13 protein-coding genes are annotated in these 14,414 nt (G+C 44.9%); all 13 read left to right on the top strand.

Annotated features, from left to right (window positions below):
- Window positions 1-21 precede the first annotated feature (21 nt).
- The 13 genes from dnaA to FD971_RS00065 all read left to right on the top strand — a co-directional run bounded on the left by dnaA (window position 22) and on the right by FD971_RS00065 (window position 14,392).
- Entirely contained in the window at window positions 22-1,446 is a 1,425-nt protein-coding gene (dnaA, locus tag FD971_RS00005; RefSeq protein ID WP_215334123.1) for a chromosomal replication initiator protein DnaA, read from the top strand.
- A gap of 265 nt (window positions 1,447-1,711) precedes the next feature.
- On the top strand, window positions 1,712-2,827 hold the full coding sequence (gene dnaN / locus FD971_RS00010) for a DNA polymerase III subunit beta (RefSeq protein ID WP_215334124.1): 1,116 nt from the start codon (window positions 1,712-1,714) through the stop codon (window positions 2,825-2,827).
- Window positions 2,828-2,838: 11 nt separating this feature from the next.
- Complete coding sequence (gyrB, locus tag FD971_RS00015) at window positions 2,839-5,337, top strand: DNA topoisomerase (ATP-hydrolyzing) subunit B (protein ID WP_215334125.1); 2,499 nt, start codon at window positions 2,839-2,841, stop codon at window positions 5,335-5,337.
- A 5-nt stretch (window positions 5,338-5,342) separates the two neighbouring features.
- On the top strand, window positions 5,343-5,837 hold the full coding sequence (locus FD971_RS00020; protein ID WP_215334126.1) for an SET domain-containing protein: 495 nt from the start codon (window positions 5,343-5,345) through the stop codon (window positions 5,835-5,837).
- A gap of 8 nt (window positions 5,838-5,845) precedes the next feature.
- Window positions 5,846-6,064: a DUF3717 domain-containing protein gene (locus tag FD971_RS00025; protein ID WP_215334127.1), complete on the top strand. Its 219-nt coding sequence runs from the start codon at window positions 5,846-5,848 to the stop codon at window positions 6,062-6,064.
- Between the two features lie 107 nt (window positions 6,065-6,171).
- Complete coding sequence (locus tag FD971_RS00030; protein ID WP_215334128.1) at window positions 6,172-6,933, top strand: ABC transporter ATP-binding protein; 762 nt, start codon at window positions 6,172-6,174, stop codon at window positions 6,931-6,933.
- Complete coding sequence (locus FD971_RS00035; protein WP_215334129.1) at window positions 6,930-7,634, top strand: ABC transporter ATP-binding protein; 705 nt, start codon at window positions 6,930-6,932, stop codon at window positions 7,632-7,634. Before FD971_RS00030 ends, FD971_RS00035 begins: the two co-directional genes overlap by 4 nt.
- Window positions 7,635-7,656: 22 nt before the next feature.
- Window positions 7,657-8,880: an ABC transporter substrate-binding protein gene (locus tag FD971_RS00040; protein ID WP_215334130.1), complete on the top strand. Its 1,224-nt coding sequence runs from the start codon at window positions 7,657-7,659 to the stop codon at window positions 8,878-8,880.
- A 17-nt stretch (window positions 8,881-8,897) separates the two neighbouring features.
- Window positions 8,898-9,818 (top strand): branched-chain amino acid ABC transporter permease, encoded by a 921-nt coding sequence (locus FD971_RS00045; protein WP_215334131.1) that lies wholly within the window; start codon window positions 8,898-8,900, stop codon window positions 9,816-9,818.
- Between the two features lies 1 nt (window position 9,819).
- Complete coding sequence (locus FD971_RS00050; protein ID WP_215334132.1) at window positions 9,820-10,749, top strand: branched-chain amino acid ABC transporter permease; 930 nt, start codon at window positions 9,820-9,822, stop codon at window positions 10,747-10,749.
- 267 nt (window positions 10,750-11,016) lie between these two features.
- A complete protein-coding gene (gene mnmG, locus FD971_RS00055; protein ID WP_215334133.1) occupies window positions 11,017-12,942 on the top strand; it encodes a tRNA uridine-5-carboxymethylaminomethyl(34) synthesis enzyme MnmG in 1,926 nt (641 codons plus the stop codon).
- Window positions 12,935-13,597: a 16S rRNA (guanine(527)-N(7))-methyltransferase RsmG gene (gene rsmG, locus FD971_RS00060; protein WP_215334134.1), complete on the top strand. Its 663-nt coding sequence runs from the start codon at window positions 12,935-12,937 to the stop codon at window positions 13,595-13,597. The genes mnmG and rsmG overlap by 8 nt, the downstream gene beginning before the upstream one ends.
- A 24-nt stretch (window positions 13,598-13,621) precedes the next feature.
- Window positions 13,622-14,392, top strand: a complete 771-nt coding sequence (locus FD971_RS00065; protein ID WP_215334135.1) for a ParA family protein — start codon at window positions 13,622-13,624, stop codon at window positions 14,390-14,392.
- Window positions 14,393-14,414 lie beyond the last annotated feature (22 nt).

The following is a 14,414-nucleotide window of genomic DNA, read 5'->3' on the forward strand; positions in this document are numbered from 1 at the left end:
TACAATGGATCCTCCAAAAATATGAGTAACTTACAGAATCCCCCCACATTGAATTCACTTAGCCCCCTGGGGTTTTGGGATGGCGCCTTAGGCGCCCTTGCTCGCGAGCTCTCTCCCCAACAATTTAAAACCTGGATTCAACCCCTAACTTTAGTATCTTTTGATGAGAGTGAGCAGTCACTCATATTGGGAGCCCCAAACAGATTTAAGCTTGACTGGATTAAGAAGACATTTTCTGATCGCTTCCAAGAGATGGCCGACCAGTATTTTGGGCAGCCAATTACTCTAAGCTTCATCCTAAATGTTGAGGGGTCGGCAGCACAAACGGTTGAGGTAAGTGCCCCCCAAGAAAAGTTTGAGGCCCCAGAGCTTGCTCTTAGCCCAGATAGCACCTCGACAGAGGAACAAGCCTTTGAGATTGAAGACCACTCTAAGTTGAACCCAAACCTGACCTTTGAGACATTTGTGACCGGTAAGGCAAATCAATTGGCAAGAGCAGCATCAATTCAGGTGGCTCATAACCCCGGCACATCTTATAACCCCATGTTTTTGTATGGCGGGGTTGGCTTGGGCAAAACTCACTTGATACATGCGATTGGAAACCACCTTCTAAAAGAGAAGCCGAACGCCCGAATTCGGTACATTCATGCCGAACAATACGTCTCTGATGTCGTTAGGGCTTATCAACAAAAAGCTTTTGATCGATTTAAACGCTATTACCACTCATTAGACCTGCTGCTAATTGATGATATTCAGTTTTTTAGCGGCAAATCCAGGACTCAAGAAGAGTTTTTCTATGCTTTTGAGGCGCTTCTGAGTAATAAAGCCCAGGTCATCATTACCAGCGACACCTACCCCAAGGAAATGGCTGGAATTGATGATCGACTCATTTCCCGGTTTGACTCTGGTTTAACCGTCGCCATTGAGCCCCCCGAACTTGAAATGCGGGTTGCTATTTTGATGAAAAAAGCCCTAAGCGAGGGAATTCCCATGAGTGAGGATGTGGCTTTTTTTGTAGCAAAACACCTCAGGTCCAATGTGCGGGAATTGGAGGGCGCATTAAGAAAGATTCTGGCATTTGTGCGCTTTCATGGCAAAGAAGTCACTATTGATGTGGCTCGTGTGGCCCTCAAGGACTTACTTTCTATACAAAACCGCCAAATCTCTGTTGAAAATATTCAAAAAGCGGTAGCAGATTTTTACAGTATTAAGGTTGCGGATATGTATTCCAAAAAGCGCCCGGCCAATATTGCACGCCCTCGCCAAATCGCCATGTTCATGGCTAAAGAGTTAACCCAAAAAAGCCTCCCGGAGATTGGTGAGCTATTTGGTGGGCGAGACCACACCACAGTCTTACATGCTGTGCGGAAGATTGGTGATGAACGCTCACATGATGGCCAACTCAATCATGAAATTCATGTGATTGAACAAACCCTAAAATCATAAGTTTTTTGCTTGTGGATAAGTCTGTGGATAGTTTAGGGGATAAGTTTGGGGATAGCTTGTGGATAAATTGTGGAAAGTTCACGCTTCATGCAAAAATAGGGTGTTGATTAAAAGTTATCCACTATTTATGCAGTCTTTATACAAAAGTTTTCCACAGGTTTTTTTGGTTTTAACAGCTTGTTTTTTATACGGTTTTTGAGTTATCCACCGAAATAACAAGCCTTATTACTACTACTAATGAGATATATACAAGGATTTAAAAGCAATGCAACTAATAAACACTTCACGTGACAGTTTGTTAAAACCACTTCAGGTTGTTAGTGGCATTGTTGAGCGTCGACACACCTTACCCATCTTGGCAAACTTGTTGTTTAAAAAACAGGGTGATAAGGTTTCTTTTATCTCCACTGATATCGAAATTCAGATTACAACCAATGCCAATTTTGGTGTTGGTTCAGAAGACGTAACAACTACAGTTGCAGCAAGAAAATTACTTGACATCCTACGTGCACTTCCCGAGGGGCCGGTTGCCTTAAATCTTAAGGACAACAAAATGGTTGTTCAAAGCGGGAAAAGCCGCTTCTCTTTACAAACTTTATCTGCAACCGAGTTCCCAATAATGCAAAGTGTTGGTGAGGTGACTGCGAGTTGGAAGATGACTCAAAAGAGTTTTCGTCAACTAGTTAGTCAAGTTCACTTTGCGATGGCGCAGCAGGATATTCGCTATTACCTAAATGGTATGTTGTTGGTTATTGAGGGCAAGCAAGTAATTGCTGTGGCAACCGATGGTCATCGCTTGGCTTACTCCCAGGTTGAGTTGGCAGAAGCCCCTGTAGGCTCTGGTCAAAAACAAGAAATTATTATTCCTCGTAAAACTATTCTTGAGTGCCAACACTTGCTTGAAGATTCAGACGAGATGCTTGAGATGAGCCTCACGTCCAATCAAGTGAAATTTACTTTTGGTGATATTGAATTGATTTCAAAATTGGTCGAGGGTAAGTTCCCTGACTTTCAACGAGTAATTCCAAAAGGACATAAAAATTCACTAGTTGTTGGTCGTGATGTTTTGCAGTCCGCACTTCAGCGCGCTGCTATTTTGACAACCGACAAATTTAAAGGTGTACGTTTTTCTTTATCACCAAATCGAATTACTGTTCAATCAACCAATGCCGAACAAGAAGAGGCGCAAGAGGAAATTGAAACCGAGTATGGTGGTGATGCAGTTGAAATTGGCTTTAATGTGAGTTATTTGTTAGATGTCTTATCAAACCTGAAGAATGAAAAAATTCAAATTAGTTTGGGTGATGCCAATAGTAGTGCGGTGATCACCTTACCTGGTTCAGAAGACTTCAAGTATGTTGTGATGCCAATGCGTATTTAATTTAGAAAAAAATGACTGAAGAAAAAAAGGTAGTAGAGCAGTACGGTGCATCATCGATCCAAATCTTAGAAGGCCTTGAGGCTGTTCGTAAACGCCCAGGAATGTACATTGGAGACACCTCTGATGGAACTGGTTTACATCACTTGGTTTTTGAGGTTTTAGATAACTCTATTGATGAGGCGCTAGCTGGGTATTGTTCTGAAATTACTGTAGTCATCCAAACCGATAATTCAATTTCTATTGTTGATAACGGACGGGGTGTACCAACCGGCATTAAATACGACGACAAACACGAGCCAAAAAGAAGTGCGGCTGAGATTGTGATGACTGAGTTACATGCTGGTGGTAAGTTTGATCAAAACAGCTATAAGGTTTCTGGTGGTTTACATGGTGTTGGTGTTAGTTGTGTAAACGCACTATCAAAATGGTTGAAGCTCACCATTCGTCGTGATGGTAAAGCCCATTACATGGAATTTGCACGTGGCGTTATCCAGAACCGTAATATCCAAGAAGAAAATGGCGTAGCAATTTCTCCAATTTCTATTACAGGTGATACATCCCTGTCGGGCACAGAGGTTCACTTCCTAGCCGATGAAGATATTTTTGGAAATATTGAATTTCACTATGAGATTCTTGTTAAACGTATTCGAGAACTCTCATTCTTAAATAACGGCGTACACATTAAATTAATTGATCAACGTTCTGGTCAAGAAGAGGACTTTGCGTTCTCTGGTGGTGTAAAAGGTTTTGTTGAGTACATCAATCAAACAAAAAATGTTTTACACCCAAATATTTTTTATGCAGAAGGAATTCGTCCATCTGACTTAGGTGGCAATATTACCGCTGAAGTATCTATGCAATGGAATGATAGTTTTAGTGAGCAGGTTTTATGTTTCACTAACAATATTCCACAGCGCGATGGTGGTACTCACTTGACAGGTCTACGTGCTGCAATGACCCGAGTAATCAATAAATACATTGATGAACATGAGGTTGCTAAAAAAGCCAAGGTAGAAATTTCTGGGGATGACATGCGCGAAGGACTCGCTTGTGTGTTGTCGGTAAAAGTTCCAGAACCAAAGTTTTCAAGTCAAACAAAAGATAAATTAGTTTCCAGTGAGGTTCGTGGACCTGTTGAGGAAATTGTTGCCGAAGCTTTAAGTGCTTATCTGCAAGAGCGGCCAGCCGACGCCAAAATCCTGTGCGGAAAAATCGTTGATGCGGCCCGTGCGCGGGAGGCTGCGCGTAAAGCGCGTGATATGACGCGCCGCAAGGGTGTTTTGGATGGCTTAGGTCTCCCAGGAAAATTAGCGGATTGCCAAGAAAAAGATCCAACTAAATCAGAATTATTTATTGTCGAGGGAGACTCAGCGGGAGGTTCTGCAAAGCAGGGGCGTGATCGCCGGTTCCAGGCAATTCTTCCGCTTAAGGGAAAAATCTTGAATGTGGAGAAGGCCCGCTTCGACAAAATGCTGGCCAGCCAAGAGGTTGTTACATTAATTACCGTGCTTGGTACTGGGATTGGTGTTGAGGAATACAAAGCCGACAAGCTGCGCTATCACCGCATCATCATCATGACCGACGCGGACGTTGATGGTAGTCACATCCGCACACTCTTACTTACATTCTTTTATAGACAGATGCCTGAGTTAATTGAGCGCGGTCACATTTATATTGCACAACCACCTTTATATAAGGTGAAGTTTGGTAAAAATGAGCAGTACATTAAAGATGACGCCGAGTTGAATCAACTACTCTTAAAGATTGCTTTGGAATCAGCATCACTTCAAACCCCTACTGGTGAAGTTATTGAGGGTGCCGCATTGGGTGAGTTGGCCAAACACTATCAAGTGATTCAGTCCATTGTTGATCGCCTCTCGCGTACCATTGACGAAGATGCTTTACGCGCCATTGCTTCGGGCACTCAACTGAACTTAGATACAGAAAAGTCCGCTCAAGAGTCCGCAGATCGTCTTCGGATTGCGTTGGCAGATTCCTTAAATCCTTTAGCACTCGCACCTGAAATTATTGTGCAGAAGGAAGAGCGCACCGATCGCTACAAGTTATTATTGTCCCGTCGCATTCATGGCAACTTGAAGTTGTCTGCAATTAACTCAGACTTTGTGCATGGTGATGACTACCAAAGCCTGGCAAACGCAGCAGCTGTTTTATCTGGCAAGGTGTTGCCAGGATCAAAAGTGCGTCGTGGTGATCCAGATAAGAATCAAAAAGAACAGTCTATTCAAGACTTCAGGGCGGCCTTTGCTTGGTTGCTTTCAGAGGCAGAACGTGTTCTCAGTCGTCAGCGCTATAAAGGTCTTGGTGAGATGAATCCATCGCAGTTGTGGGAGACCACAATGGATGCTGGCTCACGCACCTTGCTTCAAGTCAAAATTGAAGATGCAATTGCTGCGGATCAGGTCTTCACCACCCTAATGGGTGATGAGGTTGAGCCGCGCCGTGCATTTATCGAGAAAAATGCATTAATTGCTCGTAACCTGGATGTTTGATTTACATGAGTAAAAAGAAATTGGCCGCTCCGAAAATTGATCGCTCAAGAATTGTTGTGAAGTCTTCCCCAATTCATGGAAAAGGCGTGTTTGTTGCTAAGCCAATAAAAAAAGGTGAGGCCATCATTGAATACAAGGGTGAGCGCATTAGCTGGAAGCTGGCTGAGAGGCGGCATCCCCACGATCCAAAAGATCCAAACCATACTTTTTATTTTTCTTTAGAGGATGGTCGATGTATTGATGCCAAGTATGGTGGCAATGCCGCTCGCTGGATTAATCACTCATGTAAGCCTAGTTGTGAAACTCGGGAAGATAGTTTTAATGGTGAGCCTCGCGTCTTTATTTATGCGAAACGCAACCTTAAGTTGGGCGAGGAGCTTTTTTATGACTACTCGCTTGATGTAGAGGGCCCCATCACAAAGCAAATGAAAAAAGATTATGAGTGTCGGTGTGGTGCAAAAAAGTGCCGCGGCACCATGCTATCCCTCAACGAAAAATAATTTCATCAATGTTGTTCGTTAGCATTCAAGATTTAGAGGCGGCAATCAATTATTGGCGTAGCCAATCTCCAGCCTTTGGTGAGGAATTGCATCTTTGCCCAGAAGCTGCGGCGCTCGCAAAACCCTATGCCCTCATGATTGTTCAAGGCGCACAAAGAATTCCAGTTGATACATTGGATGAGACCGCAAAACTAGCAATTCAAAATTTTCTAAAAATTACTCGCTAAGACTAATCAAGATACCTTTTGTAATTTTAGGGTTATCGCTATATTAGTGATCGCCCTCTTGATGTATTCTTATTTTCTTACCCAAACAAGGGTGTGGGGATTTAAGTTTGCAAGAAACAATACTAAAAACAATTGGTCTAGGAAAATCCTTTAAAGGTTTTTCTGCGGTGAGTGATGTCAACTTAGATGTCACTCGAGGAACTATCCACGCCCTAATTGGGCCCAACGGTGCAGGCAAAACGACTTGCTTTAACCTGCTTACAAAATTCTTAGAACCTTCTAGCGGCCAAATACTATTTAATGGTTTTGATATCACCAAAGAAAAGCCAGCTCAAATTGCTCGACGCGGCGTTGTTCGCTCTTTCCAGATTTCGGCGGTTTTTCCTCACTTGACTGTTTTAGAAAATGTTCGTGTTGCACTGCAACAAGGATTGGGTACCGAGTTTCATTTTTGGAAGTCTGGAGACTCCCTTAATGTGCTTAAAGAGCGGGCAGAGGAGTTGTTATGTGAGGTCGGTTTGGCGGATTTTGCTCACGAGGAAACTTTAAATCTGGCTTATGGCCGCAAGCGTGCCTTGGAAATTGCTACCACCATGGCAATGGAGCCTGAGCTAATGTTGTTAGATGAGCCTACACAAGGTATGGGTCATGAGGATGTTGAGCGTGTGACCGAGCTAATTGACCGGGTGGCCAAGGGCCGTACTATTTTGATGGTCGAGCACAATATGAAGGTGGTTTCGTCTATTGCCGACCGTATTACCGTGTTGCAGCGTGGCTCGGTGCTAGCTGAGGGCTCTTATGATGAGGTTTCAAATAATCCCCAGGTGGTTGAGGCTTACATGGGTAGCCATGGGGGCGACAGCATATGAGCACCATGGCGCTTGAGGTTAAAAATCTCGAATCTTGGTATGGTGAGTCTCACATTCTTCATGGTGTGAACTTCGCAGTTCGTGACGGTGAGGTGGTTACTCTTTTGGGTCGAAACGGGGCGGGTCGAAGCACCATCTTAAAAACCATTTTGGGTTTAACTAGCAAGAGAACTGGCTCAGTAGAAATCTATGGCACCCAAACTATTGCGATGCCAACCTATAGAATTGCCCGCCTAGGCGTTGGCTTTTGCCCGGAAGAGCGCGGCATCTTTGCCAGCCTAAGTGCCGAAGAGAACCTGATGCTATTGCCAGAAATTGCACCTGGCGGCATGGGTTTGGATGAGATATACGAGATGTTCCCCAATCTGTATGAGCGACGCAATAGCCCTGGTACAAGACTATCTGGAGGTGAGCAGCAGATGCTCGCAATGGCGCGCATTCTGAGAACGGGTGCAAAACTATTGTTGTTGGACGAGATCACCGAAGGTTTGGCCCCTGTGATTGTGCAAAAACTGGGTGAGGTGGTAACTAGTCTACGAAATAAAGGCTTCACCATTGTGTTGGTGGAGCAAAACTTCCGTTTTGCTGCACCGCTAGCGGACAGACATTATGTAGTTGAGCACGGCAATGTTGTTGAGGTTGTCAATCAAAATGAGTTGGCTGAAAAAGCAGGTTTATTAAATGAGTATCTTGGTGTTTAGTGGTTATTTATAGGAGACATAAATGAAGTTAAAGCAAATTACCGCGTGTCTGGTGGCGGCAACCTTTTTTGGTTCAAATCCAGCATTCGCGCAAACATCTAAAGTGAGTGGTGACGTCATTAAGATTGGCGTGTTAACCGACCTTTCTTCAACCTATTCTGATTTGGCTGGCCCTGGTGCGGTGATTGCCGCCAAAATGGCAATTGCTGACTTTTCAAAAGACGGCACCGTTATTGGTAAGAAGATTGAGCTTCTTAGTGCGGACCATCAAAACAAGGCTGATATCGCTGCCAATAAAGCGCGAGAGTGGTACGACAAAGATGGCGTTGATGTGATTGTTGAGTTGGTTTCAACTAACGTAGCCCTTGCTGTCATGGAAGTGGCAGAACAAAAAAATAAGATTACTTTGGTTTCTGGCGCAGCTTCTTTGCCAATTACCAATGAAAAATGTACAGCCAACAACGTGCATTGGACCTATGACACTTATGCCCTTTCAAACGGCACTGCGAAGGCTGTTGTAAAGCAAGGCAAAAAGAATTGGTACTTCCTGACTGCTGACTATGCTTTCGGCGCGGCCTTGGAAAAAGATTCAACCAACGTTGTTAACGCTAACGGCGGTAAGGTGCTGGGAACTAGTAAGCACCCATTTCCTAATAGCGATTTCTCTTCATACCTCTTGAAGGCTCAAGCGAGTGGCGCCGATGTTGTTGCGTTGGCAAATGCGGGTCAAGACACCATTAACTCTGTTAAGCAGGCATCAGAGTTTGGTATCAATAAAAAGCAAACCGTTGTTCCATTACTCATGTTTATCTCTGATGTTCATTCCTTGGGTCTGAATGCTGCACAAGGCATGTACTTAACTGAGGGCTTCTACTGGGATAAAGATGACAAGACACGCGCCTTCGCCAAACGTTTTATTTTGCAACATAAGCGCATGCCTACTAGCGTTCAGGCCGGCGTCTACTCATCAGTTCTCGCTTACTTAGCAGCAGTTCAAAAAGCCGGCACTGACGATACTCAAGCGGTAATGAAGGCGTTGAGATCTACCAATATTGATGATGGTTTATTCAAAGGAAAAATCCGTGCTGATGGCAAGTTTGAGCATGACATGTATTTGCTTGAAGTGAAGAAGCCGTCAGAGTCTAAGAGCCCTTGGGATTATTACAACGTTAAGGCGGTGATTCCTGCTGCTGAGGCAACACAACCACTTTCATTGTCACGATGCAAGCTGGTTACTAACAAGTAATGAGTTTCTAATTAAGTATGTTTGAACTTCTTGGAATTACCCCACAAGGGCTGGTTGCTCAGCTCTTAGTGGGGCTTATTAATGGTTCCTTCTATGCCATTTTGAGTTTGGGTTTGGCCATTATTTTTGGCCTACTCAACATCATCAATTTTTCCCATGGTGCTCAGTACACGATGGGTGCATTTGTTGCGTGGATTGGTTTGACACAGGTTGGTCAGTGGTTTGGCTTTCCTGAGTTCTCAATTAATTATTGGTTTGCATTAATTCTGGTGCCGTTGGTTATGGCAGGCTTTGGTTTGATTCTTGAGCGCACCATGCTCAAGCGCCTCTATCACCTAGATCACCTTTATGGCCTGCTATTAACTTTTGGTTTGGCGCTCATTATTGAGGGTATGTTCCGCCACTGGTATGGTATTTCAGGTGAGAGCTATCCAGCCCCCGAAATATTACAAGGCGCGATCCCATTAGAGTCCATTGGCATCATCTTGCCTAAATATCGTTTGTGGGTTGTGGTCGCCTCATTGGTGGTTTGCTTCTCCACTTGGTATGTAATTGAAAGAACAAAGTTGGGCGCTTATCTTCGTGCCGGCACCGAAAATCCAAAATTACTTCAAGCATTTGGCATCAACGTACCCTTAATGATTTCTTTGGCCTATGCCTATGGCGTGGGACTTGCTGGTTTTGCTGGTGTTTTAGCTGCACCCATTTTTCAAGTGAACCCATTAATGGGTTCCAATTTAATCATTGTAGTTTTTGCGGTGGTGGTGATTGGCGGTATGGGCTCGATCATGGGCTCCATTTTGACTGGCCTTGCCTTGGGATTGATTGAAGGCTTAACCAAAGTTTTTTATCCAGAAGCATCTGGTGTAGTCATCTTTGTGATCATGGCAATCGTGTTGCTTATTCGTCCTGCTGGACTGTTCGGTCGGGAGAAATAAGTTGAACTCAAAAACAAAATTACTCTACGGCATTCTTCTTTTAATTGCTTTGTTGTTGCCGTTCCAAGAGTTTATTTATTTAGTGTTTGCAATGAAGGTGTTGTGCTTCGCACTTTTTGCTTGCGCCTTCAATTTATTGCTGGGTTTTACAGGACTTCTTTCTTTTGGGCACGCAGCATTCTTTGGTACCTCCGCTTACATTACTGCCTACCTCTGTAAAGAGGCTGGCCTATCCCCGGAGTTCGGAATTGTGTTGGGAGTTTTAGGATCTGGCTTCTTAGGCTTCTTGATCGGCTCTTTAGCCATTCGTCGTCAAGGAATTTATTTTGCAATGGTGACCTTGGCCCTCTCTCAAATGGTGTATTTCCTTGCCGTGCAGTTGCCATTCACCGGCGGTGAAGATGGTATTCAAGGTGTTCCACGCGGAATGTTATTTGGCCTGATTGATTTAAAAGATGACGTCAGTATGTATTACTTTGTGCTGACCATTTTCTTGCTTGGCTTTGCATTAATTGTTCGCACTGTACATTCCCCATTTGGCCAGGTCTTAAAAGCGATTCGTGAAAATGAGCCGCGCGCAGTGTCTTTGGGTTATGACGTTGATCGTTTCAAGTTAATCTCTTTTGTAATTTCTGCTGCGCTCGCCGGCCTTGCTGGTTCTTTGAAAACACTCGTATTCCAGTTGGCAACCTTGACCGATGTTCATTGGCATATGTCTGGCGAAGTTGTTTTGATGACTTTGCTCGGCGGCATGGGAACCATTCTTGGTCCAGTGGTGGGTGCCGGCATTGTTGTTGGTTTGCAAAACTATTTGGCCAACATTGGATCCTGGAGCACGATTGCAACAGGATTCATTTTTGTAATCTGCGTCCTAGCTTTTCGTCGTGGCGTTGTTGGCGAAATCACCCATCTCTTTAAGAAGAAAAGTTGATTTAGTTTTTTCTTATTAGCTTTTAGTACGGCGCTTCGGCGCCGTACTCATTTAAAGTTTGCAGCCATGCGCACCACACTGTTAGATATCACTCGATGGCAGTTATTGGCCCTTCCCCGAGGCCATTAATTCAACGTGATTTTATAAAAAAGTCAATAAAATCATAGGTTTATGAAATAACAATAACAGAAATTGTTATTTGGCTGCAGATTTGTTTCACGTGAAACCCACAAAATGCTATGATCATCGCCCTATCTGAGGCAAATCATGCGCTATTCAAAGAACTTTGATGTCATTGTGGTTGGCGGCGGTCACGCTGGAACTGAGGCCGCCCTTGCGGCTGCGCGCATGGGATGTGATACCCTACTCATAACTCATAGTATTGAGAATTTGGGTGCCATGAGCTGCAATCCCTCGATTGGCGGTATTGGTAAAGGCCATTTAGTTAAAGAGATTGATGCGATGGGCGGCGCCATGGCAGCCGCTACAGACGAGGCCGGCATCCAATTTAGGATCCTCAATTCAAGCAAAGGCCCTGCCGTTCGGGCAACCCGTGCACAAGGTGATCGTGTTTTATATAAAGCGGCGATTCGTCGTCGCCTAGAAAACCAACAAAATCTGACTCTTTTCCAGGCGGCTGTAGATGATCTTTTGGTTCAGGGTGATGTAGTCCAAGGCGTAGTGACGCAAATGGGCTTAAAGTTTATGGCCAAGAAGGTGGTCTTAACGGCCGGCACTTTCTTGGATGGCAAGATTCACGTGGGCTTAAATAACTATGCTGGTGGTCGTGCTGGCGACCCGGCAGCGGTTTCATTGTCGGCTAGATTAAAGGAGCTGAAGCTTCCTCAGGGAAGATTAAAGACTGGCACCCCACCACGTATTGATGGGCGAACCATTGATTTCTCGGTGATGTTGGAGCAGCCGGGGGATTTAGACCCTGTACCTGTTTTCTCCTACCTGGGTCGACCAGAGCAACACCCAAAGCAAGTCCCCTGCTGGATTTCTCATACGAATGAGCAAACGCATGACATTATCCGTGGCGGTCTAGACCGCTCCCCAATGTACACGGGGGTTATTGAGGGGGTTGGTCCGCGCTACTGCCCTTCTATCGAAGATAAGATCCATCGTTTTGCTTCTAGAAATAGTCACCAGATATTCTTGGAGCCAGAGGGGTTAACAACGAACGAGTTTTACCCCAATGGAATTTCTACGAGCCTGCCATTTGATATTCAGTGGGGTTTGGTGCGGAGTATTCGGGGTTTGGAGTCTGCGGTAATTGTCCGTCCCGGCTATGCCATTGAGTATGACTTCTTTGACCCGCGCCATTTGCGCCATAGTCTGGAGACCAAGGCAATTGCTGGCCTCTACTTTGCAGGTCAAATTAACGGCACAACGGGTTATGAAGAGGCTGCCGCACAGGGCATGCTCGCTGGAATCAATGCTGGCTTGGCAGCACAAGGCAAGGAGCCTTGGCTCCCCAAGCGGAGTGAGTCCTATATTGGCGTTTTGGTGGACGACCTCATTACCTTGGGTGTTCAAGAGCCATACCGTATGTTTACTAGCCGCGCCGAGTACCGCTTGAGCTTACGTGAAGACAATGCTGATTTGCGCTTAACCACTATTGGACGAGAGCTTGGTTTGGTGGACGATTACCGTTGGAATACGTTTTGCAGGAAGCAAGAAGCTGTTTCACGTGAAACATCCCGTCTGCAAGATATTTGGATTGGCCCAAAGCATGTGTCAGCCAAGGCCGTTTCTGAGCTTTTGGGGCAAGACTTATCGCATGAGTGTAGTTTGGCCGACTTATTGAGGCGTCCCGGCATTACTTATGAGGCGGTTACTTGTCTAGCAGATGGCCTTTGGTCCCCTGGGACGCTTGATGATGATTTGGGCCTGGCGCAACAAATCAGCGACCAAGTTGAAATTTCGATTAAATATCAAGGCTATATCGATAGGCAGGCTGTTGAAATTGCTCGGCAAGAGCATAACGAGAGCTTTCCTTTGTCGGAGTCTTTGGACTACGCCCAGGTTCTGGGTTTGTCGAAAGAGGTGCAGCAAAAGCTCAATTTACATAAACCTGGCACCCTTGGCCAGGCTGGAAGAATTTCTGGAGTGACGCCCGCAGCCCTCTCCTTGCTTTTGGTCCACCTTAAAAAGGGCTTAGGTCGCACCCAAGAAGAGACCCATGACTAACGATTTAGTTTCTTTGGGGATTGAGGATTTAGGTTTGAATCTCAGCCCTGCCAATATTGCTGATTTGGAGCTCTTTTTGCAAGAAATGGGTCGTTGGAACCAGGTGCATAATTTGACTGCAATTGAGGGCGAAAAGAACTCAGTTCGTTTGCATCTTATTGATTCTATTACAGTTTTACCATTAATGCGCCAATTTCTGGATATACAAAATCTCAAAATTGCAGATCTGGGGTCGGGCGGCGGTTTGCCGGCAATCCCCATCGCTATTTTGCAGTCCGATTGGCATGTGACCTTGATTGAAGCAATACGCAAAAAAACAGCTTTTTTGCAGCATGTGCGCGGCAAGTTGGGCTTAAAGAATATTCAAGTTCTAAGTGAGCGCGTCGAAGCAGTGGCTAAATCACAGCCCGGACAGTTTGATGCTGTAATTTCTAGGGCGTTTACTAATCTTGCCCATTTTTTGGAGCTTTCCTTGCCCCTTCTTAAGCCTAGCGGCCTGGTATTCGCAATGAAGGCAAGGCGCGCTGATGAAGAGCTGAAAGACGTGTGCATGGATGACTGGCGATTAGTCGCCGATGAGCCTTTGCAGATCCCAAACTTAGCGGTGGAGCGACGGCTTTTGGTTTTATCCCCCGTGAGAAAATCACCCCTTTAAAGCACGATCCTATTAAGAAAAATTATGGCCAAAATATTTTGTATCGCTAATCAAAAAGGTGGGGTTGGAAAGACCACCACTGCAGTTAATTTGGCCGCTGGTTTGGCTGGGCATCGGCAGCGTGTTTTGTTGGTGGATTTAGATCCACAAGGCAACGCCACAATGGGGTCTGGAATTGAAAAAGCAGATCTCAATAGCACGGTGTACCAAGTGCTAATTGGCCTCTCAACAGTAAAAGAATCGGCTGTACTTTGTGAGAGTTCTGGCTACGATGTGTTGCCAGCAAACCGCGACTTAGCTGGCGCAGAAATTGAATTGGTAGATTTAGATTCTCGCGAACAACGCTTAAAAGATGCGCTTGCGCTTGTAGCAAATGACTACGATTTTATTTTGATTGATTGTCCTCCTGCGCTCTCTTTATTAACGCTCAATGGATTGTGTGCGGCGAATGGTGTAATCGTGCCAATGCAGTGTGAATATTTTGCATTAGAAGGTTTATCAGATTTAGTGAACACCATCAAACAAGTGCATGCGAATTTGAATCCTGATTTGGTCATCATTGGTCTATTGCGAGTGATGTTTGATGCGCGCATGACATTGCAACAACAAGTTTCTGATCAGTTGCTCGAGCACTTCGGTGACAAAGTGTTTAAAAGCATTATTCCCCGTAACGTCCGTCTTGCCGAAGCCCCGTCCTATGGGCTTCCTGGGGTGGCGTTTGATAAGTCATCTCGTGGAGCCAAAGCCTATTTGGAGTTTGGCGCCGAGATGATTGAGCGCATTAAGCAAATGTAAAACCTAGGAACAATAAAAATAT

Source organism: Polynucleobacter sp. AP-Ainpum-60-G11, from assembly GCF_018688375.1.
In the GTDB taxonomy this organism is placed as follows: Bacteria; Pseudomonadota; Gammaproteobacteria; order Burkholderiales; family Burkholderiaceae; genus Polynucleobacter.